This window comes from Lysobacter helvus (assembly GCF_018406645.1).
GTDB classification, from domain to species: Bacteria; Pseudomonadota; Gammaproteobacteria; order Xanthomonadales; family Xanthomonadaceae; genus Noviluteimonas; species Noviluteimonas caseinilytica.
In genome coordinates this window covers 1,230,329-1,247,318 of the sequence record NZ_AP024546.1, presented here as the reverse complement: position 1 = coordinate 1,247,318, position 16,990 = coordinate 1,230,329, and the positions used below count along the sequence as shown (strand labels likewise).

Below are 16,990 nucleotides of genomic sequence, written 5' to 3'. Positions count from 1 at the left end.
GAACGCTTATTCCGCCGGTGGCTCCACGGCCGCCGGCTTCGGCGCGACGAAGCGCGACGCGATGATGCCGGCCTCGTACAGCGCCATCATCGGCAACGCCAGCATCAGCTGCGACACGACATCCGGCGGCGTGATGATCGCGGCCACCACGAAGATGGCGACCACGGCATAGCCGCGCCATTCGGACAGCTGCTTCGGCGACACCCAGCCGAGCAGCACCAGGATCACGAGCGCGACGGGCAATTCGAAGCTCGCACCGAACGCCAGGAAGATCACGAGCACGAAGTCCACGTACTTGCCGAGGTCGGGCGTCATCTGCACGACTTCGGGCGTGAACCGCGTCAGGAAGCCGAACACCGACGGCAGCACCAGGAAGTACGCGAACGCACACCCTGCGTAGAACAGCACGACGGCCGAGGCGAGCAGCGGCATCGCCAGGCGCTTCTCGCGCTGGTACAAGCCCGGCGCCACGAACGCCCACGCCTGGTACAGCAGCCACGGCGCGCTGACGAACAACGCCGCGAAGAACGCCACCTTGACGGGCACGAAGAACCCGCCCGCCACTTCGGTCGCGATGAAATGCCCGCCGGCCGGGAGCTTCTTGATCAACGGGGCCGCGAGTTGGTTGTAGAGCTTCTCCGCGAACGGCAACAACCCGAGCAACACGACCATCAGTCCCGCGACGGCACGCAGCAGGCGCGAGCGCAGTTCGATCAGGTGGTCGATCAGCCGGCTCGGCTGCGTGGTGTCAGCGTCCTGCATGGGCATCGTCGGCGGGGTGCGGCGGCGGGGCGTCGTCGTCGTCCAGGTCGTCGGGCGGCGGCGGTTCGTAGAGCGGTTCGCGCGAGGATTCCAGCGGATATTCGCCGTGGTCGTCGGGGAACAGCGAGGGCGTGTGCGGCTCGGCGCCTTCGGCTTCCGCCTGTTCGGCGGCCACGTGCGCGTGGTCCGGGCGCGGCGCGGCCGGCAGCGCGGCGGCCGCATCGTCGAAGCCCGATTCGATCTGCGTCTTGAACCCGGTGACGCCGCTACGGATCTGGTCTTCGGCGTGGCGCAGCGATTCGCGGGTTTCGCGGAGGCTGCGCTTCAATTCTTCGGAGGCCAGGTCGCGTTCGAATTCCGACTTCACCGAATTCCATTGCGAGCGCGCGCGGCGCACCCACAGGCCCACGAAGTGCGCGGCCTTGGGCAGGCGCTCGGGACCGAGCACCAGCAAGGCCACCACCGCGATGACCAGCAGTTCGCTGAAACCGATGTCGAACATCGACCGTCGCTCCCGGGAGGCGCGAGGGAGCCGGCGCGCTTAGCGCGGCGGCTCGTTGCGGTCGCGTTGTTCCTGCTCGCGGCGCTCGCGCTCGCGCTGGTCGATCTCGTCGCGCGTGTTGTTGGCGTCGGGCAGGCGCGCGGACGGCTTGCTGTCGCTGTCGTCCATGCCCTTCTTGAAGCCTTTCACCGCTTCGCCGAGATCCTTGCCGACGCTGCCGAGGCGCTTGGTGCCGAACACCAGCACCACGATGACCAGCACGATCAGCCAATGCCAGATGCTGAAACCACCCATGTGCGCATGTCCGGTCTTGAGGGGAGCGAAAGGATAGCGCAGCGGATGTGAGAGCCGCCGTAAGTGAATGCGGGTGGCGGCCTCAGGGCGTGGGCGGCAACGACTCCGTGCGCGCGGGCGCCTCGTCGCCGGGCAGCACCGGTTGCGCGGCGGTGGTGCTGCCGGTGCCGTCGGTGGCGACCGGTGCAGGCGTTGCCGGCACGGCCGCGGCGGACGCCGTCACCGTGGTCGAGGTCTGCGCCGTGGCGACCGGCGTGCCGGTGCCGCGGTTGGTGCGCGCGATGAGGCTGGCTTCCTCGAGGCGGTCGCGGAACGCGACGACGGCCTCCGACGGACGGACCGGTGCGCGCCCTTCGAAGATCATGCGGGGCGTCGTGCCTTCGCCGTACACGGCCTGGTTGGCCGCGTCGTCGATGGAGAGCACCGCGCCGTCGAGGGCGACGCCCGCGAACAGGCCGCGCGCGCGCGACCACGACCAGATCTCCGCCTTGAATTCGCCATCCGTCGCCGTGGACGCATTGCGCCCCAGCGGGCCGGCCGCGACGCCCGCATCGGCGCCGAGGGTGAACTTGCCGTTGACGATGGAGTCCAGGCCGCGGTCGCTGCGGAACACCAGCACCACGTCGGCCGACTGCACGCCGGCCTGGAAGCCGATGCTGCCCCCGGTGAGGCTGACGAACGCCGGGTTGGACCAGGTGCCGTCGGGATTCTTCACCGACATCATCCCGTGGCCGCGGCGCCCGCCGATGACCAGGCCGGCCTTGATGGTGTCCGGCACGATGACGACCGCGCGGGCCTCGTCGAGCAGCTTGTCGGGGATCGCGTTCTCGGGGATGGCCTGGATGTCGGTGAGCACGCGCACCGCGTTGCGGGCGCGTTCGTCTTCGTGCGTGCCCGCGAAGGCGGTGGACACGCTGGCGGCGAGGAGGACGGAGGACAGGGCGATGGACAACACGCGGCGCGACGGACGGGACATGGCGGAACTCCGATCGGGGGGGCGGGCAACGCAACGACAGCAAAGGCAACGCAAAAGGCAACTTGGACGCAGGCTAGGCGCGATGCGATGAATCGCGCACCAACCGGAGCCGGTTTTCTTCCTGCGTGACATCCTATGCCCCATGAGCGCAGCAGGCATCCCTTCTTCCGACACCGTGGCCGCTGATACGGCCATCGTCCTCGTCAACCTGGGCACGCCCGACGCGCCCACGCCGGGTGCGGTGCGCCGCTATCTGGCCGAATTCCTGATGGACCGGCGCGTCGTCGCGCTGCCGCGCTGGTTGTGGGCGCCGCTGCTGTTCTGCGTGATCCTGCCGCTGCGCAGCACGCGCGTGGCGAAGAAGTACGCGGCGGTGTGGATGGACGGGGGTTCGCCGCTCGCGGTGCACACGCGCCGCCTCGCCGCCGCCGTGCAGCAGCGGATGCCGCAGGTACGCGTGGTGCATGCGATGCGCTACGGGCAGCCGTCCGTGCAGCAGGTGCTGGAGGAATTGCGTCGCGGCGGAGCGGGCCGCGTCGTCGTGCTGCCGCTGTATCCGCAGTACTCCACGACCACGACGGCCTCGGTCGACGATGTGGTGCGCCGCGTTCCCGGCCTTGCGCCGCGCGTGATCGAGGACTACCACCGCGATCCGGGCTGGGTGCGCGCCGTCGCCGATTCGATCCGCGCCCACTGGGCGGCGCAGGGCCGCGGCGACAAGCTCGTCTTCTCCTTCCACGGCCTGCCGCAACGCCTGGTGGACCAAGGCGACCCCTACGCCGCGCAATGCGAGGCGAGCGTGGCGGCGATCGCGGCGGAGCTGGGCCTGCGCGCGGAAGACTTCCTGCTCACGTACCAGTCGCGCTTCGGCAAGGAGCGGTGGCTGGAACCTGCGACCGCGCTCACCCTGCCCGTCCTCGCGCGCGATGGCGTGCGCACGATCGACATCGTGTGCCCCGGCTTCGCGGTGGATTGCCTGGAGACGCTGGAAGAAATCGCGATCGAGAACGCGAAGATCTTCCGCGATGCGGGGGGCGAAGCGCTGCGCTACATCCCGTGCCTGAACGACGCGCCGGCGCATGCGGACGCACTCGCGGCCATCGCGAGGCGGGCGATGACTTCGTGAGCACCGACTTGCACGAGATCACCCTCGACACGCCCTTCGGCCCGCTCACCGGCTTGCGCGGTGGCACGGGCGTGCCCGTCCTCGCCTTGCATGGCTGGCTCGACAACGCCGCGACCTGGGTGCCGCTGTCCGCACACCTGCAGGGCATCGATCTCGTCGCCCTCGATCTGCCGGGCCACGGCCGCAGCGCGCACCTCGCCCCCGGCGCCGAGTATTCGCTCGCCGGCACCGTGCACACCGTGCTCGATGCGGCCGATGCGCTCGGTTGGGAACGCTTCGCCGTGCTGGGCCATTCGATGGGCGCGGCGATCGGCAGCATCCTCAGCGCCGCAGCGCCCGATCGCGTTGCGCGCTTCCTCGCCATCGAAGCCCTCGGTGCGCTGGCCGATCGCGAAGACCGCACCGCCGCGCGCTTGCGCGAAGCCGTGACCGCGCGGCGCGCGCTCGCCGGCAAGTCGCTGCGCGTGTTCCCCGACCTCGACACCGCGATCCGCGCCCGCATGCAGGCCAACGGATTGAGCGAACCCGTCGCGCGCCTGCTGGTGGAACGCGGCATGCGCGCGGTGCCCGGCGGTTTCGTGTGGAGCAGCGATCCGCGCCTGACGATCACCACCGCCGTGCGCATGACCGAAGGCCAGGTGCAGGACCTGCTGGCCCACATCGATTGCCCCACGCGCGTGCTCTATGCCGATCCCGCCCCGTCATATTTCCCCGAAGCCCTGCGCCGCGAGCGCGCCGCGCGGCTGCCGCACGGGCAGGTGCAGGTGATCGCGGGCGGCCACCACTTGCACATGGAAGATCCCGCCACCATCGCCGCAGCGATCGGTGATTTCCTCACTGCCTGGTCGTGACCTGCACGCCGATCCGCACGCCGCCCTTGCCGGGGTTCTCGGAGATCGACAACGTGGCGTCGCGATTCGCCTTCTCGTAGACGACGACCTGCGACTGCGGCGTCTGCTGCATCGCAACGCGTTGCGTCCAGCCTTCGCTCTTCATCTTCGTCACCGCGGCGGCGAACGTGTCGGTCACGGTGCCCGGCGCTTCGACGTCGACCACCATCGCGCCCGGCATCTCCATCGCGCTGCCCACCTTGTAGCCGGCCGGCAGGTACACGTCCTTCGGGAAATTCGCGGGCAACGTCGCCTGGTCGCCCGAGGTGACCTTCATGTCGCCCTTGTCGGTCTTGAACGTGACCGCGCCCTTGTCGGCGTCGACCTCGGCCTTCTGGCCGGTGCCTGCTTCGATGGCCGCCTCGGCCATTTTCTCGCCGGGCGACTTGCCGCACGCGGCAAGCACGATTGCGACGCACACGGCGCCGGAGATGTGGATGAAGGTGCGCATGGGGCGAGTCCTCGAGTGAAGCACTCGGCAGGAAACGTGCGGAGCGGTTTCAACCGGACAGCAGCGTGCGCAGCGTCGCCTTGACGCGTCGTCCTTCGGCGTGGAAATAGTCGCGCTCGTCGCGCCACGACGGGAACCGCAGTTCCACTTCGCGCCAGAACGCACGCGAATGGTCCGCACGCAGCAAATGGCACAGTTCGTGGACCAGCACGTATTCGAACGCCGACGGGCGCGCGAGCACCAGCGCCAGGTCGAGCGCCACCACGTCATTGGGCGCCAGCGAACCCCACTGCGACGACATCACCTTGAACGCGACACGGCGCGGCGGGCGCGGCAGCGACGGCAGGTATTTCGGCAGCCAGCGGCCCACGTCGGCACGCGCCTGGCCCTCGTAGAAATCGCGCAGCGCGCGGCGCAACGCGGCATCGCCGGCGCGCGCGGGCGCACGGACGATGATTTCGCCGGCCAGCGCGTCGAAATCCACGCACGTGAAACGCCCTTCGGACCAGCGCAACGGGACCTGCGCCCCGCGCAGCGGCAACGTGGTCGTGATGTCGCGCTGCAGCGTCGGCAACCCGTCCAGCGTGTAGCGCGCCAGTTGGTCGGCGAGCCAGTCGCGGTGTTCGGCGAGGAAGCGTTCGCCCGACACCAGGCTTGCGCGCGTGGGCAGCGTCAGCCGCGCGCCGCGCTCATCGACGGAGAGGCGCAGCCGACGCGCGCGGGGATTGCGCACGCGCTGGATTTCCACGCGGCGACCGTCGCCGAGCTCGAGCGACGTGACGTCGCGTTCGAGGATGGGCGCGCGCGGCGCCAGCAGGCGACGGAGCAGTTTCGACATTCGTCGTGCGAGGGGCGTTCGGGCGAAGGGCGCGCTGATTGTAGGCGCGTGGTGCGCCCGCGTGCGGTCAGTCGTCGGCGCGCGAAATCTTCAACGCCGGCTCCAGCACGCTGAACAGCCGCTTGGCTTCCGCCGCCATCAGCGCGAAGCGCGCGTCCAGTTCGGCGCGCACGTCGTCGCGTTCGGTGGATTCCAGCGCATCCACCGCACCATCGAGCAGCTTGAACTTGCGCACGATCAGGTCCTCGCCGAGGACGAACGACACGTGGTCGTCCAGCGTCAGCGCGAGCTTGGTGACCTGCTTGCCGGCTTCCAGGTGCTTGGCGATCTCGTCGGACTGCAGTTCCTGGCGCTGGCACTTCACGACGGCGCCCTTGTCGGCGGCGTCCTTGAGCTCGCATTCGTCGCCGATCGTCAGGCCTTCGGGCAGCGGTTCGCCGGCGATCCAGCCCGTGAGGATGCTGCGCGGCGCGACTTCGGCGTTGATCGGCAGCGCGGGGAAGGAGCCCAGCGCATGGCGGATCTCGCTGACGACGTTCTCCGCGGACTTGCGCGAGGACGAATCGACGATGCACAGGCCGTGGCCCAGGTCGAGCAAGGCATCGGTGCGGCCCGGGCGCACGAACGCGCGCGGCAGCAGCTCGTGCACCAGGTCTTCCTTCAGCCGCTTGCGCGCGCGCCCGCCGGGCTTGCGGCCTTCCTTGCGCTCGATCTCTTCGAGCTTGCGCGCGAGCAGGTCGTTCACGATCGCGCCCGGCAGGAGCTTTTCTTCACTGCCCATGCTGAGCCAGATCGCGTCGCCGATGCGGTGCGACAGCGCTTCGCCGTCGCGGCCGAAGGGCGAGATGAAACCGCGCGAGGACAATTCCAGCGCGCCGACGGGCTTGAGCGCGCATTCGGCGAGGCGGGGTTCGAGTTCGTTGAGGTCGAGCGAGGTGGGGAAGCGGAACAGCGTCAGGTTGCGAAAGAACATCGAAATTCCAGTGAAAGTCCGTCATCCCCGCGAACGCGGGAATCCATGGGACGAGGTTTGGATCAATCGGCGGCGTCGTCGCCGTGCGGGTCGCCCGCCAGCCACGCGTGCGCGTCCGGCATCGGCGCATCGCTGCGCGCACCGAGCGACAGGAAATCGAACAACGTCGGATCGGTCAACTGCGAGGGTCGCACATCGCCGAGGGCGCGCGCGATGTTTTCGATGCGACCCGGCGATTCGCGCTCCCACGTGGCCATCATTTTCTGCACCTGCTTGCGCTGCAGGTTTTCCTGCGAGCCGCACAGCGTGCACGGGATGATGGGGAAATTGCGCGCCGCCGCGTAAGCGGTGATGTCGGCCTCGCGCACGTACGCGAGCGGACGGATCACAACGTGCTTGCCGTCGTCCGAGCGCAGCTTCGGCGGCATGCCGCCCAGCCTGGCGTGGAAGAACATGTTCAGGAAGAACGTGGCCACCAGATCGTCGCGATGGTGGCCCAGCGCGATCTTCGTGAACCCCTCGGCTTCGGCGTGCGCATACAGCGCGCCGCGACGCAGGCGCGAACACAGCGAGCACATCGTCTTGCCTTCCGGCACGACGCGCTTGACCACCGAATACGTGTCCTGTTCCAGGATCGTGTACGGCACGCCGACGGACGCGAGGTACTCCGGCAGCACGTGTTCCGGGAACCCGGGCTGTTTCTGGTCCAGGTTGACCGCAACCAGGTCGAACGCCACCGGCGCCTTCTCGCGCAGTTGCAGCAGCACGTCGAGCATCGTGTAGCTGTCCTTGCCGCCGGACAGGCACACCATCACCTTGTCGCCGTCCTCGATCATCCCGAAGTCGGCGATCGCGCGCCCCACCTGGTGGCGCAGGCGCTTGGCCAGGCGCTGGTGTTCGTGCCCGGCGCGACGCGCGCGCGGCTGGGGCTCGAGCAGGGGAAGGGGCACGGTGGACATGCGCAGGTTCGGCGACGACACGACGGGCGGCCGCGCATTCTACTCCGGCGATTCCGGCTACCAGTGGGCTGGTTTTCGTATGGGTTTGCGGCCGGTGTGGATGCGATCGGGCAGGCGGGAACGCGCGAGTTCTGCGTCGAGCAGGTAGTGCCTGGACCAATCCGCGTTCCCTGTCAGCGATCGGCTGATGCCCCGCTGCGTCGCGGACGCCTCCGGCGGACGCACCGGCGTGACGACGCCGAGGATGATCGCGGGGAAGTCGGACCTGATCGCGGCCAGGGTGGGCGCCGCGTCGCTGTCGTTCGTGCAGACCACCAATTGCCCATAAGCGCCGGAACACGCATCCCGATACATCGCCAGCGCGAGGTTCACGTCCGTCTGTTTCTCCTCCAGCTTCCAGACGCGCACGCGATCCTTTCGGTCATACGGCACGCCCTCGACGAACCGGGGCAGGAGCGTGCCCTTGCGATCGAAGGTGTGCGCGCCCCAGGTCACGTCGAACCGCGCTCCATAGCGTTGGCGCATGGCGCGGTGGTAGTCCTGCTGCGCGATGACCGACGCCGCGCCATGCGACGCAAGCCGCGCGATTGCGGGAGCGGAGAAGTACCGGACCTGCGTGATCAAGGACGCGGGATTCTGGTCATGGATCAAGCGGTCGAAGAGCCCGACGAGATCGAGCCATTTGAACGACGTGCCGCGAATCCGGCCGTAGTAGAGGTTGTGGCCGTCCACGTAGACGGCCGTCGGCAAATCCTTTGCCATGGTTGCGTTCCTTCGGAAATGAAAAAACCGCCCGCAGGCGGTTTTTTCGTCCCGGGCCGTGGAGCCAACCTAATGGCGCGGCAGGGAGGAGTGGTGGCGGAAATCCTAGTCCCGTCGCAGTCGCAGGTTCAAGTCGGAATTGCCTCGACGCTCGGCAAACGAATCGCCCGGATCAGCCCATATTCCAACCATTCGTCGCATGGCAGCGCAACAGTTCCCACGTTAAGCTCGCTGCGTGAACCAGCCCACGGACCCCAGCGAACTCGGGCGCATGGCCCAGCGCGTGATCGAGCTCAAGCTCGAGCACCGCGACCTGGACGCTGCGATCGAACGGCTGCAGGACGCGTCCGACATCGACGACCTCACGATCAAGCGACTGAAGAAACGGCGCCTGCAGCTCAAGGACGCGATCGCGAAGATCGAGTCCGCGATGATCCCCGACGAACCCGCCTGATCACGCCGCCGGCGGCGCGGGCGGTTCCGATGCAGTCGCGTCCGCCACCGGTTCCGCCGCGGCCGCGGGCTTCGCCGCTTCCGGGCTCACCTTCTCGATCGTGTGGCGCAATTCGCGGCCCAGGATCATCCGCGCATCCTTCGCCCACGCATCCAGGCGTTCGTCGAACAGCAACTTGCCGTTCGCATCCGGCCACACCAGGCGCAGTTCGCGCAGCTTCTGGATGAAGCCGCGGAACAACGTGCGGTCGAAGAATTCCGGCGCCGCCGGCGCATACAGCAGCGACAGGCGTTGCGCGGCGAGCTGGCACAGGCTTTCCAGTTCGCCCGACGACAACGTGCCGCCGCCGTTCTTCACCAGCACCGAGATCGCGATGTAATAGCGCTCGAAGGCCTGCTGCAGCGAATGCCCGATCGCGCGCAGGCGGAACACCTCGTCCGTCTGCCCCGCGCTGCGCGACAGGATGCCGCCGTCGTCCTCGCTCACTTGCTTGAGCAGGCCTTCGCGGATGAACACCTCGATCGTGCGATCGATGCGCTCGGCGAATTCGTCCGCATCCCACGGCAGGAACAACTCCGCCTGCAGGAACGGATGCACCGTGCGCCCCAGCCGCAGCACGTGCTGCCGCGCCAGGCGCCGGTTGTTGAGGAAGCACACCGCGATCCACGCCGACGCCGTGAACAGGTGCAGCACGTTGTTGCGGAAATAACTCAGCAGGCCGGCGGTGTCCTCGTCCACGCTGAGCACGTCGCCGAGCGGATGCGCGGTGCGCGACAGCATCGCGATCTCTTCGCCGTGCGCGATGATCTGCTCCGGCGTGTGCGGCGTGACCGTCACGCGGTCGGAGTACGGCACGTCGGCCAGCAGCGTCTTCGACAACGCGATCTGTGCCAGCAGGTCGACTTCGCCCATCGCGTGCTTCGGCGTGGACAGCAGCGCCATCGCGAGCAGGTTGACCGGATTGACGTCGGCGGCGCGGTTAATGTGTTCCTGGATCTTTACCGCCGTGGCATCCACCGTGGTCGACAGCCAGTCCGGGCGATCGTCTTCATGCAGCGGCGTGCCGTCCCACGCCGGCGCGTGTTCGGCCAGCATGTCCGACAGCTTGATGGGCTCGCCGAAATTCACCACGACCTGGCCGTAGTTGCTGCGCAGCACGGCGGGGATGCCCATGAGCAGTTGCCAGATGGATTCCTTCTGCTTCGGCTTGCCGATCAGCTCGTCGAGGTAGCTGTCGCCTTCGAGCAGTTTTTCGTAACCGATGTAGATCGGCTGGAACAGCACCGGGCGCGTGGGCTGGCGCACGAACGCGCGCACCGTCATCGCGACCATGCCGCCCTTCGGCGGCAACAGGCGGCCCGTGCGCGAGCGCCCGCCTTCGATGAAGTATTCGAGCGAATACCCGCCGGCCACCAGCTGCGACACGTATTCGGTGAACACCGCCGAGTACAGCGCGTTGCCGCGGAAGCTGCGTCGCAGGAAGAACGCGCCGCCGCGGCGCAGGATCGGCCCGATCACCGGCAGGTTGAGGTTGATGCCCGCGGCGATGTGCGGCGGCACGATGCCCTTGGTGTAGAGCAAATAACTCAGCAGCAGGTAGTCCATGTGGCTGCGATGGCAGGGCACGTAGACGACTTCGTGCCCCGGCGCGGCCTGCTTGAGCGTGTCGAGGTGGTGCACGAGGACGCCGCGATAGATGCGGTTCCACACCATGTTGAGCAGGAAGCTCGCCGAGCGCACGACCGGATGCGAATAGTCGGCGGCGATCTCGTAGATGTAGGCGTGCGCCTTCTTCCACGCTTCGGCCTTGCCCTTCTCCGGATCCTTGGCGTTCTCGCGGCGCGCCTGGTCGGCGATGGCTTCCTTCACCGAATCGGCGGAGAGCACCTGGTCGGCGAGCAATCGCCGCGTCGAGAGATCGGGCCCGATCACCGCCGCGCGCAGGCGGCGGAAATGCGCGCGCAGCACGCGCGACAACTTGCGCACGGTGCGTTCGGGATCCAGGCCTTCTTCGACCGTGGCGCGCAACGCGATCGGCGGCGCGAACTGCACCGTCGTGCCGCGCCCGTTGAGCAAGATTGCTAGCAGGCGGCGGAAGCGGCCGACGATCGTCCAGTTTTCCGAGAACAGCACCGAGAACCAGCCGCTGTGCTTGTCCGGCGCGCGGCCGACGAAGATCGACACGGGGACCAGCTGCACGTCGAGCGCCGGATCGTCGCGGTGGGCCTGCAGCAAGCGCGCCAGCGAGCCGGAGTGCGTCTTGTGTTCGGGGCCGGGCGTGAGGCCCAGCACCTTCAGCGCGTTCGAATTGCGGCGCGACAGCGCGACGTAGGCCCGCTTGCGACCGAGCGGGTCGCCCGGCATCGGCTGCAGCGGCGACGGCAGCCCGGCTTCGCGGCAGGCGCGCGCCAGGATCAGTGCGTTCGACAGGCCGTAGTCCTCGAGCACGTAGCAGACGGCGCGGCCGTCGGCGTGTTCGGCCGGGGCCTTGGGTTCCAGTTCCAGCTGGATCCACGGGTCGAGCACCTTGCCCATCAGGCGCGCCCACATCGGCGGGCGCGTCGCGACCGGGAGCGACGCGACGGCCGGGGCCGGTGCGGTCTCCGCCGCGGGCGCGGGCGCCGGCGGGGCGAGGGGCAGCTCGGGGGCGTCCGGCGCCGGTTCGCGTTCCGGTTCGATGGTCGGTTCGCGTTCCGCTGCGACCGGGGCATCGGCGGCCGCATCGACGTCGGCCGGCGGCGGCACGGACGGGTCGGCGGGCGGTGCGGGGGTCGCGGCCGCCTGCGGGGCGGGCGGGTCGTCGAAGAGGTTCGGCTGGTTCGGCATCGCCGCCATTATGGCGAAGGTGCCCCGCCGGGGGGCGTCACCCGCTCAGCGGGCCCGGGTGCGCCGGTCGGACGCCGGCATCGCGCGCGCGGCCGGGCGGTCGGGGCCTTCGAGCGAGGCTTCGGCGTTGCGCAGGTAATCCTCGAGGTACCAGCGCCCTTCGATCCGTTGCAGCGTCAGCACCGTGTCGACCGGTTGCTGGCCGAGCTGGTAGCGCACGCGGACGGTGGCGGTGTCGCCGGTCTGCGACACCAGGCGGGCATCGAGCGTCGCGAGCGTGGCATCGAGGTCGAGGCCGTAGGTGGCGAACACCTGCTTGGCGGTCGCGAGGAACGGACCGAGGCGCTCCAGCGATTCCTGCATGCCGAAGCCGGCGAAGTCTTCGTCGTTGTCGATGCCCGTGCGGCGCGCGGCCGTCGTCAGCAACGCGATCGCGCCGCGTGCGCGCTTGCGGTCGGCGAGCGGTGCGTTCGCTGCCCAGCGCGCCACGCCCTGCACGGCCTGCGAATAGTGATCGCGTTCGGCGACGCTGTAGTCGCCTTCCTTGCGGATGTACTGCACGCCGAACAGGCCGAGGGACGTGGCGGCCGAATGCAGTTCCTCGGCATTGTTCGCGAACTGCTTTTCGAACACCTGCTGCAATTCCACCGCCGCGTTCGGACGTGACAGCGCGGCGAGCATCGCGGGCAGGCGATCGTCGAGCGGCAGTTCGTCCAGCGGCCAGCGACTGCGCCCGGTGCGCCAGGCCGTTTCCAGTCGCGCATGCAGTGCGGGCGGGACCGCGACGGTGGCGTAACCCGCCGCGTCATTCGCCCGCAGGCGTTGCGCGAGCAGCAACACCGCCTGCGTGGGACGTTCGCCGCCGGGGGTGGGCGGCGGGGCGCGATCGCACGCGGCCAGCAGCACGAAGGCGAGCGCGAGCCCGGCGAGGCGGACGTTCCGGAAGACGGCGGGCGGCGTGCGCGGCATGGGGCGGATCATGCCCGAGCCGCGGCCCGGGCTGGAAACCGCCCGCAACGCCTTGATTCAACGAGCGTCGTCGAGCGCGGCTTCCTTCGCGGCGCGGCGTGCTTCCTCGGGCTGGCGCCAGTTGTTGTCGAACAGCGCCGGTTCCCAGGACCCGTACATCGGGTTGGGCAGCACCCACCAGCGCTCGCCGATCCAGTCGGCGTAGGGGGCGATCGCCGCCTTCCGTCCCTCGACCGTGTTGCCGAGGATCTGCACGAAGTCGCCGACCTGGTCGCCGAACTGCATCACCACGCGATGCGTGCGTCCGACCAGCTGGCGGCGGCACGACTTCTCCGACCCTTCCTGTTCGCAACCATCGACGACGGTGCCGAGGCCGAGGACCTGGTCGTCGCTGGCGACCGGGAAGCCCGCGCTGCGCAGGTTTGCGATCGTCGCTTCGGTGAGGCTCGCATCGCGATTGGTGATGTAGAAGACGGTGACGCCCTGCTTCGCCGCCGACTGCAGGAATTCCACCGCGCCCGGCAACGGCTTCGCCGCGCGCTGCGCCACCCACTCGCCCCACTTGGCTTCGTCGAAGCCGCGGCCTTCGCGGATCTGGCGCACGTTGTTCGGCGCGTTGTCGAGCACGGTCTCGTCGACGTCCACGATGATCGCGGGCTTCAGGCCCTTCACCGGCGTGTTGCGGTCTTCCTTCGGCAACGCGTCCCATGCCTTGTCGGCGAGCGCGGTGCGCAGCTGGCGGCCGGCGGCGCGATACACCTCGGTGTAGACGAGGTCGCGTTCGGCGGCGGTCTGGAACCACGCGGTCGCGTTGAGCGAATCATCGGCCGCGGGGCCGGCGGGCGCGGGCGAGGCGACGGGTGCATCGGGATTGGCAGGCGGCGCGACCGGCGCGGTGGTGGCGCAGGCGGCGAGCGTGGCGCTGAGCGCGACGGCGAGGAGGCAGGGACGCATCGGCGGGTCCGGTCGGGGCGAAGGCCGGCGAGTGTAGCCGAGCAAAAACGACGATTGCGTGTCGCTCAGGCGGTTGCGCACTGCAGCGACACGCGCTTGCCGCCCGGCAGCGCCTGGGTGCCGACTTCGACGAACCCGTGGCGCGCGTGGAATCGCCGCGAGGCTTCATTGGGCGGCTCCACATCGAACTCGCACGTCACGCGCGGCACGCCGGCGTCGCGCGCGAACGCGAACAGGTCCGCGTACAGCAACGCGCCGAAGCCGCGGCCCTGGCAGGCGCTCGAGACGACGACGCGATCCACGTAGAGGAAGGCGTCATAGTGCGCATCGAACCAGCGATAGTTGACGCTGTCGTAGTCCGCGCGTTCGCGGAAGGCCATGAGGAAGGCGACGACGGCGCCGGCGTCCTCGATCACGCGCAGGTACGCCGCGTGGGCGCGCAACCTTTCGAAGCGTGCCGCGCCCATCGGGCTCAGTACCGCTTCCGATTCGAGGTTCAACGCAACGATGGCAGCCGCATCGGCTTCCACCGCATCGCGCGCGCGCGCGCTCATGCGTCGAGCATCGCGCGGATGGCGGCGAAGCCCGCGCTCGCGCGCTCCTTCTTCTGCACCGCGTCGGCTTCCGGATCCGCACCGTCGCGCTGCACTTCGGCGGCGGGCAGTTCGTCGATGAAGCGGCTCGGCAGCAGGCGCTGCCGTTCGCCCCAGCGCTGCGCCTCGCGCGAATGCGAGAGCCACAGCTGTTCCTTCGCACGCGTGATGCCGACGTACATCAGGCGGCGCTCTTCATCCAGGCGCCCTTCCTCGATCGACGCTTCGTGCGGCAGGTTGCCGTCTTCCACGCCGACGATGAAGACGTAACGGAACTCCAGGCCCTTCGCCGCATGCAGCGACATCAGGCGCACCTGGTTGCCGGCGTCGCCCTTGTCGGCGTGCGACAGCAGTGCGAGCGCGGCCGCGAGTTCGCCCGGGCCGGACGTCTTCGGGCCGTCGAACCAGTCCGCGAGTTCGTCCAGGTTCTGCCGACGGCGCTGGAACGTCGCCTCGTCCTTGCACTGCGCGCGCACCATCGCGAGCAGGCCGGAGCGTTCGTTGAGCTTGCGCACGAGTTCGGCGGGCGGCAAACGCGCCGCGTCCTGGCGCAAGCCGCGCAGCAGGTCGGCAAATGCTTGCAGCGAATTGGCCGCGCGCGGTTGCAGCTGCTTCAACAACCCCACCGATTCCGCAGCGCGCGACAACGGCAGGTGCGCGTGCTGCGCGAGTTCGGCCAGCTTGGCGAGCGTGGTCGCGCCCACTTCGCGCTTGGGCGATTGCACCGAACGCAGGAAGGCCGCGTCGTCTTCCGGGTTGGCGATGCAGCGCAGCCACGCCATCGCATCCTTCACTTCGCCGCGGTCGAGGAACGCCGTGCCGCCCGTGAGGTGGTACGGCACGCGCAGCAACTGCATCGCCTTCTCGAGCGCGCGCGACTGGTGGTTGCCGCGGAACAGCACGCAGAAATCGCTCCATGGCGCGCCGCGCGACTGGTTGAGGAAGTGGATCTGGTCGGCGACCTTCTCCGCTTCGTGCGCCGAATCCTTGCACTCCCACACGCGGATGCGTTCGCCGTCGGCCTGGTCGCTCCACAGCGTCTTGGGATGTTCGTGCGGATTGTTGGCGATCAGCGCGTTGGCCGCGCGCAGCACGCGGTTGCTGCAGCGGTAGTTCTGTTCGAGCTTGACGATCTTCAGCGCGGGGTAGTCCGTGCCGAGCGAAAGCAGATTGTCCGGATTCGCACCGCGCCAGGCATAGATCGACTGGTCGTCGTCGCCCACGCAGGTGAAGTCGCCGCGCGGGCCCGCGATCGCCTTCAGCAAGCGGTACTGCGCGTCGTTGGTGTCCTGGCACTCGTCGACCAGCAGGTAGCCGATGCGTTCGCGCCAGGCCATCACGCACTCTTCGTCCGACTCCAGCAACTGCACGGGCAGGCGGATCAGGTCGTCGAAGTCCACCGCGTTGAAGGCGGTCAGCCGCGCCTGGTAGCGCGCGTACAGCGCGGCCGCCTCGCGTTCCCGCACGGACTGCGCGGCCTCGGCGGCCTGCTCGGGCGACAGGCCCAGGTTCTTCGCGCGGGAGATGAGGTTGCGCGCCGCGTCCACGACGTCCGGCTTGCTGCCCGGGGGCAGCAGGTCCTTGATCTGCGCGTTGCTGTCGTCCGAATCGAAGATCGAAAACCCGCGGCGCAGCCCGAGCTTGGCGTGCTCGATCTGCAGCAGGCGCAGGCCGAGCGCGTGGAAGGTGCAGATCGTGAGGCCTTCGGCCGCGTCGCCCTTGATGCGCTTGGCGACGCGCTCGCGCATTTCGCGCGCCGACTTGTTGGTGAAGGTGATCGCCGCGATGCGCCGCGCCGGCATGCGCCCGGAGGCGACCAGGTGCGCGATCTTCTCCACGATGACACGCGTCTTGCCGCTGCCCGCGCCGGCCAGCACCAGCAAGGGTCCCTCGACGTGCAGCACGGCCTGGCGTTGCGGAGGATTGAGGCCGTGCAAGGGAGGGTCCGGGTGGGGCGAAACGAGGACGGATTCTAATCGACTGCATTCAAATTTACGGCCGGCGCATTGCGCGGCCATAATCGCGTCCATGGCCAAGCTCTATTTCTACTACTCCGCCATGAATGCGGGGAAGACCACCACGTTGCTGCAATCGGCGCACAACTACAGCGAGCGCGGGATGCGCGTGCTGATCTTCACCCCGGCGTTCGACAACCGCGCCGGCGCGGCCGGCATCGTCGCCTCGCGCATCGGCCTGCAGGCCCAGGGCATCGCCTTCGAGGGCAACGACGACCTCGAGGAACGCGTGCTCGCGGACATCGCCGCGCACGGCAAGCTCGATTGCGTGCTGGTGGACGAGGCGCAGTTCCTGCGCAAGCCGCAGGTCTGGCAACTGAGCGAAGTGGTCGACAAGCTGCGCATCCCCGTCCTGTGCTACGGGCTGCGCACGGATTTCCGCGGCGAACTGTTCGAGGGCAGCCAGTACCTGCTGGCCTGGGCCGACGAGCTGAGCGAGATCAAGACGATCTGCCACACCGGCAAGAAGGCCACGATGACCGTGCGCGTGGACGCAGGCGGGCATGCGATGCAGGCCGGCCCGCAGGTGGAGATCGGCGGCAACGATCGCTACGTGTCGGTGTCGCGCGCGGAGTTCAAGAAGATCATGCGCGGCGAAGGCACGATCGAACCGATGCAGCCCTCGCTGCTGGATTGATCGCCGCGC

18 protein-coding genes are annotated in these 16,990 nt (G+C 68.8%); 4 read left to right on the top strand and 14 right to left on the bottom strand.

Annotation, left to right across the window (positions count from 1 at the left end; translation table 11 throughout):
• Positions 1 to 6 precede the first annotated feature (6 nt).
• The 4 genes from tatC to LYSHEL_RS06140 form a co-directional block, all read right to left on the bottom strand.
• Positions 7 to 768, bottom strand: coding sequence for a twin-arginine translocase subunit TatC (tatC, locus tag LYSHEL_RS06155; protein WP_407075164.1), 762 nt, complete (start codon positions 766 to 768; stop codon positions 7 to 9).
• Positions 749 to 1,264 (bottom strand): Sec-independent protein translocase protein TatB, encoded by a 516-nt coding sequence (gene tatB, locus LYSHEL_RS16135; RefSeq protein WP_213436743.1) that lies wholly within the window; start codon positions 1,262 to 1,264, stop codon positions 749 to 751. Before tatB ends, tatC begins: the two co-directional genes overlap by 20 nt.
• Positions 1,265 to 1,303: 39 nt before the next feature.
• Positions 1,304 to 1,558, bottom strand: coding sequence for a Sec-independent protein translocase subunit TatA (gene tatA / locus LYSHEL_RS06145; RefSeq protein ID WP_213436741.1), 255 nt, complete (start codon positions 1,556 to 1,558; stop codon positions 1,304 to 1,306).
• A gap of 82 nt (positions 1,559 to 1,640) precedes the next feature.
• Positions 1,641 to 2,534, bottom strand: coding sequence for a lipid-binding SYLF domain-containing protein (locus LYSHEL_RS06140; RefSeq protein WP_213436739.1), 894 nt, complete (start codon positions 2,532 to 2,534; stop codon positions 1,641 to 1,643).
• 142 nt (positions 2,535 to 2,676) lie between these two features.
• On the opposite strand from LYSHEL_RS06140, the gene hemH reads away from it, so the two are divergent.
• Both hemH and LYSHEL_RS06130 read left to right on the top strand, forming a co-directional pair.
• Positions 2,677 to 3,660, top strand: coding sequence for a ferrochelatase (gene hemH, locus LYSHEL_RS06135; protein WP_213436737.1), 984 nt, complete (start codon positions 2,677 to 2,679; stop codon positions 3,658 to 3,660).
• The gene (locus LYSHEL_RS06130; protein WP_213436735.1) at positions 3,657 to 4,511 is read left to right on the top strand and encodes an alpha/beta fold hydrolase; all 855 of its coding nucleotides are present in this window, start codon (positions 3,657 to 3,659) and stop codon (positions 4,509 to 4,511) included. Before hemH ends, LYSHEL_RS06130 begins: the two co-directional genes overlap by 4 nt.
• Here the strand turns inward: LYSHEL_RS06130 and LYSHEL_RS06125 are convergent.
• From LYSHEL_RS06125 to LYSHEL_RS15985, 5 genes are all read right to left on the bottom strand, one after another.
• Complete coding sequence (locus LYSHEL_RS06125) at positions 4,495 to 5,001, bottom strand: hypothetical protein (RefSeq protein ID WP_213436733.1); 507 nt, start codon at positions 4,999 to 5,001, stop codon at positions 4,495 to 4,497. The genes LYSHEL_RS06130 and LYSHEL_RS06125 overlap by 17 nt on opposite strands.
• Positions 5,002 to 5,050: 49 nt before the next feature.
• A complete protein-coding gene (locus LYSHEL_RS06120; RefSeq protein WP_213436731.1) occupies positions 5,051 to 5,839 on the bottom strand; it encodes a YgjP family zinc-dependent metalloprotease in 789 nt (262 codons plus the stop codon).
• Between the two features lie 67 nt (positions 5,840 to 5,906).
• The gene (locus tag LYSHEL_RS06115) at positions 5,907 to 6,812 is read right to left on the bottom strand and encodes a recombination-associated protein RdgC (RefSeq protein WP_213436729.1); all 906 of its coding nucleotides are present in this window, start codon (positions 6,810 to 6,812) and stop codon (positions 5,907 to 5,909) included.
• Between the two features lie 62 nt (positions 6,813 to 6,874).
• On the bottom strand, positions 6,875 to 7,771 hold the full coding sequence (gene ttcA / locus LYSHEL_RS06110) for a tRNA 2-thiocytidine(32) synthetase TtcA (RefSeq protein WP_213436727.1): 897 nt from the start codon (positions 7,769 to 7,771) through the stop codon (positions 6,875 to 6,877).
• Between the two features lie 57 nt (positions 7,772 to 7,828).
• Positions 7,829 to 8,533 (bottom strand): NYN domain-containing protein, encoded by a 705-nt coding sequence (locus LYSHEL_RS15985; RefSeq protein WP_244858688.1) that lies wholly within the window; start codon positions 8,531 to 8,533, stop codon positions 7,829 to 7,831.
• A gap of 235 nt (positions 8,534 to 8,768) precedes the next feature.
• On the opposite strand from LYSHEL_RS15985, the gene LYSHEL_RS06100 reads away from it, so the two are divergent.
• Positions 8,769 to 8,987, top strand: a complete 219-nt coding sequence (locus LYSHEL_RS06100) for a YdcH family protein (RefSeq protein ID WP_407075163.1) — start codon at positions 8,769 to 8,771, stop codon at positions 8,985 to 8,987.
• Here LYSHEL_RS06100 and plsB read toward each other — a convergent pair whose 3' ends face one another.
• From plsB to LYSHEL_RS06075, 5 genes are all read right to left on the bottom strand, one after another.
• The gene (gene plsB / locus LYSHEL_RS06095; RefSeq protein ID WP_213436725.1) at positions 8,988 to 11,813 is read right to left on the bottom strand and encodes a glycerol-3-phosphate 1-O-acyltransferase PlsB; all 2,826 of its coding nucleotides are present in this window, start codon (positions 11,811 to 11,813) and stop codon (positions 8,988 to 8,990) included.
• A gap of 45 nt (positions 11,814 to 11,858) precedes the next feature.
• Entirely contained in the window at positions 11,859 to 12,782 is a 924-nt protein-coding gene (locus LYSHEL_RS06090) for a hypothetical protein (RefSeq protein WP_213436723.1), read from the bottom strand.
• 57 nt (positions 12,783 to 12,839) lie between these two features.
• A complete protein-coding gene (locus LYSHEL_RS06085; RefSeq protein WP_213436721.1) occupies positions 12,840 to 13,736 on the bottom strand; it encodes a 5'-nucleotidase, lipoprotein e(P4) family in 897 nt (298 codons plus the stop codon).
• A gap of 65 nt (positions 13,737 to 13,801) precedes the next feature.
• Positions 13,802 to 14,290 carry a GNAT family N-acetyltransferase gene (locus LYSHEL_RS06080; protein ID WP_213436719.1) on the bottom strand — a complete coding sequence of 163 codons (489 nt, stop codon included), beginning with the start codon at positions 14,288 to 14,290 and terminating at the stop codon, positions 13,802 to 13,804.
• Positions 14,287 to 16,266, bottom strand: coding sequence for a UvrD-helicase domain-containing protein (locus tag LYSHEL_RS06075; RefSeq protein ID WP_213436717.1), 1,980 nt, complete (start codon positions 16,264 to 16,266; stop codon positions 14,287 to 14,289). Before LYSHEL_RS06075 ends, LYSHEL_RS06080 begins: the two co-directional genes overlap by 4 nt.
• 91 nt (positions 16,267 to 16,357) lie before the next feature.
• Here LYSHEL_RS06075 and LYSHEL_RS06070 point away from each other — a divergent pair, with 91 nt between their 5' ends.
• Positions 16,358 to 16,981 carry a thymidine kinase gene (locus tag LYSHEL_RS06070; protein ID WP_213436715.1) on the top strand — a complete coding sequence of 208 codons (624 nt, stop codon included), beginning with the start codon at positions 16,358 to 16,360 and terminating at the stop codon, positions 16,979 to 16,981.
• Positions 16,982 to 16,990: the final 9 nt, after the last annotated feature.

Excerpts from the sequence above, each read along its gene's own strand:
- LYSHEL_RS06090 (WP_213436723.1), bottom strand. The coding sequence starts at position 12,782 with ATGCCGCGCACGCCGCCCGCCGTCTTCCGGAACGTCCGCCTCGCCGGG.
- plsB (WP_213436725.1), bottom strand. The coding sequence starts at position 11,813 with ATGCCGAACCAGCCGAACCTCTTCGACGACCCGCCCGCCCCGCAGGCG.
- tatC (WP_407075164.1), bottom strand. The coding sequence starts at position 768 with ATGCCCATGCAGGACGCTGACACCACGCAGCCGAGCCGGCTGATCGAC.
- LYSHEL_RS06125 (WP_213436733.1), bottom strand. The coding sequence starts at position 5,001 with ATGCGCACCTTCATCCACATCTCCGGCGCCGTGTGCGTCGCAATCGTG.
- LYSHEL_RS06115 (WP_213436729.1), bottom strand. The coding sequence starts at position 6,812 with ATGTTCTTTCGCAACCTGACGCTGTTCCGCTTCCCCACCTCGCTCGAC.
- LYSHEL_RS06085 (WP_213436721.1), bottom strand. The coding sequence starts at position 13,736 with ATGCGTCCCTGCCTCCTCGCCGTCGCGCTCAGCGCCACGCTCGCCGCC.
- LYSHEL_RS06140 (WP_213436739.1), bottom strand. The coding sequence starts at position 2,534 with ATGTCCCGTCCGTCGCGCCGCGTGTTGTCCATCGCCCTGTCCTCCGTC.
- tatA (WP_213436741.1), bottom strand. The coding sequence starts at position 1,558 with ATGGGTGGTTTCAGCATCTGGCATTGGCTGATCGTGCTGGTCATCGTG.
- hemH (WP_213436737.1), top strand. The coding sequence starts at position 2,677 with ATGAGCGCAGCAGGCATCCCTTCTTCCGACACCGTGGCCGCTGATACG.
- ttcA (WP_213436727.1), bottom strand. The coding sequence starts at position 7,771 with ATGTCCACCGTGCCCCTTCCCCTGCTCGAGCCCCAGCCGCGCGCGCGT.
- LYSHEL_RS06080 (WP_213436719.1), bottom strand. The coding sequence starts at position 14,290 with ATGAGCGCGCGCGCGCGCGATGCGGTGGAAGCCGATGCGGCTGCCATC.
- LYSHEL_RS06070 (WP_213436715.1), top strand. The coding sequence starts at position 16,358 with ATGGCCAAGCTCTATTTCTACTACTCCGCCATGAATGCGGGGAAGACC.
- LYSHEL_RS15985 (WP_244858688.1), bottom strand. The coding sequence starts at position 8,533 with ATGGCAAAGGATTTGCCGACGGCCGTCTACGTGGACGGCCACAACCTC.
- LYSHEL_RS06120 (WP_213436731.1), bottom strand. The coding sequence starts at position 5,839 with ATGTCGAAACTGCTCCGTCGCCTGCTGGCGCCGCGCGCGCCCATCCTC.
- tatB (WP_213436743.1), bottom strand. The coding sequence starts at position 1,264 with ATGTTCGACATCGGTTTCAGCGAACTGCTGGTCATCGCGGTGGTGGCC.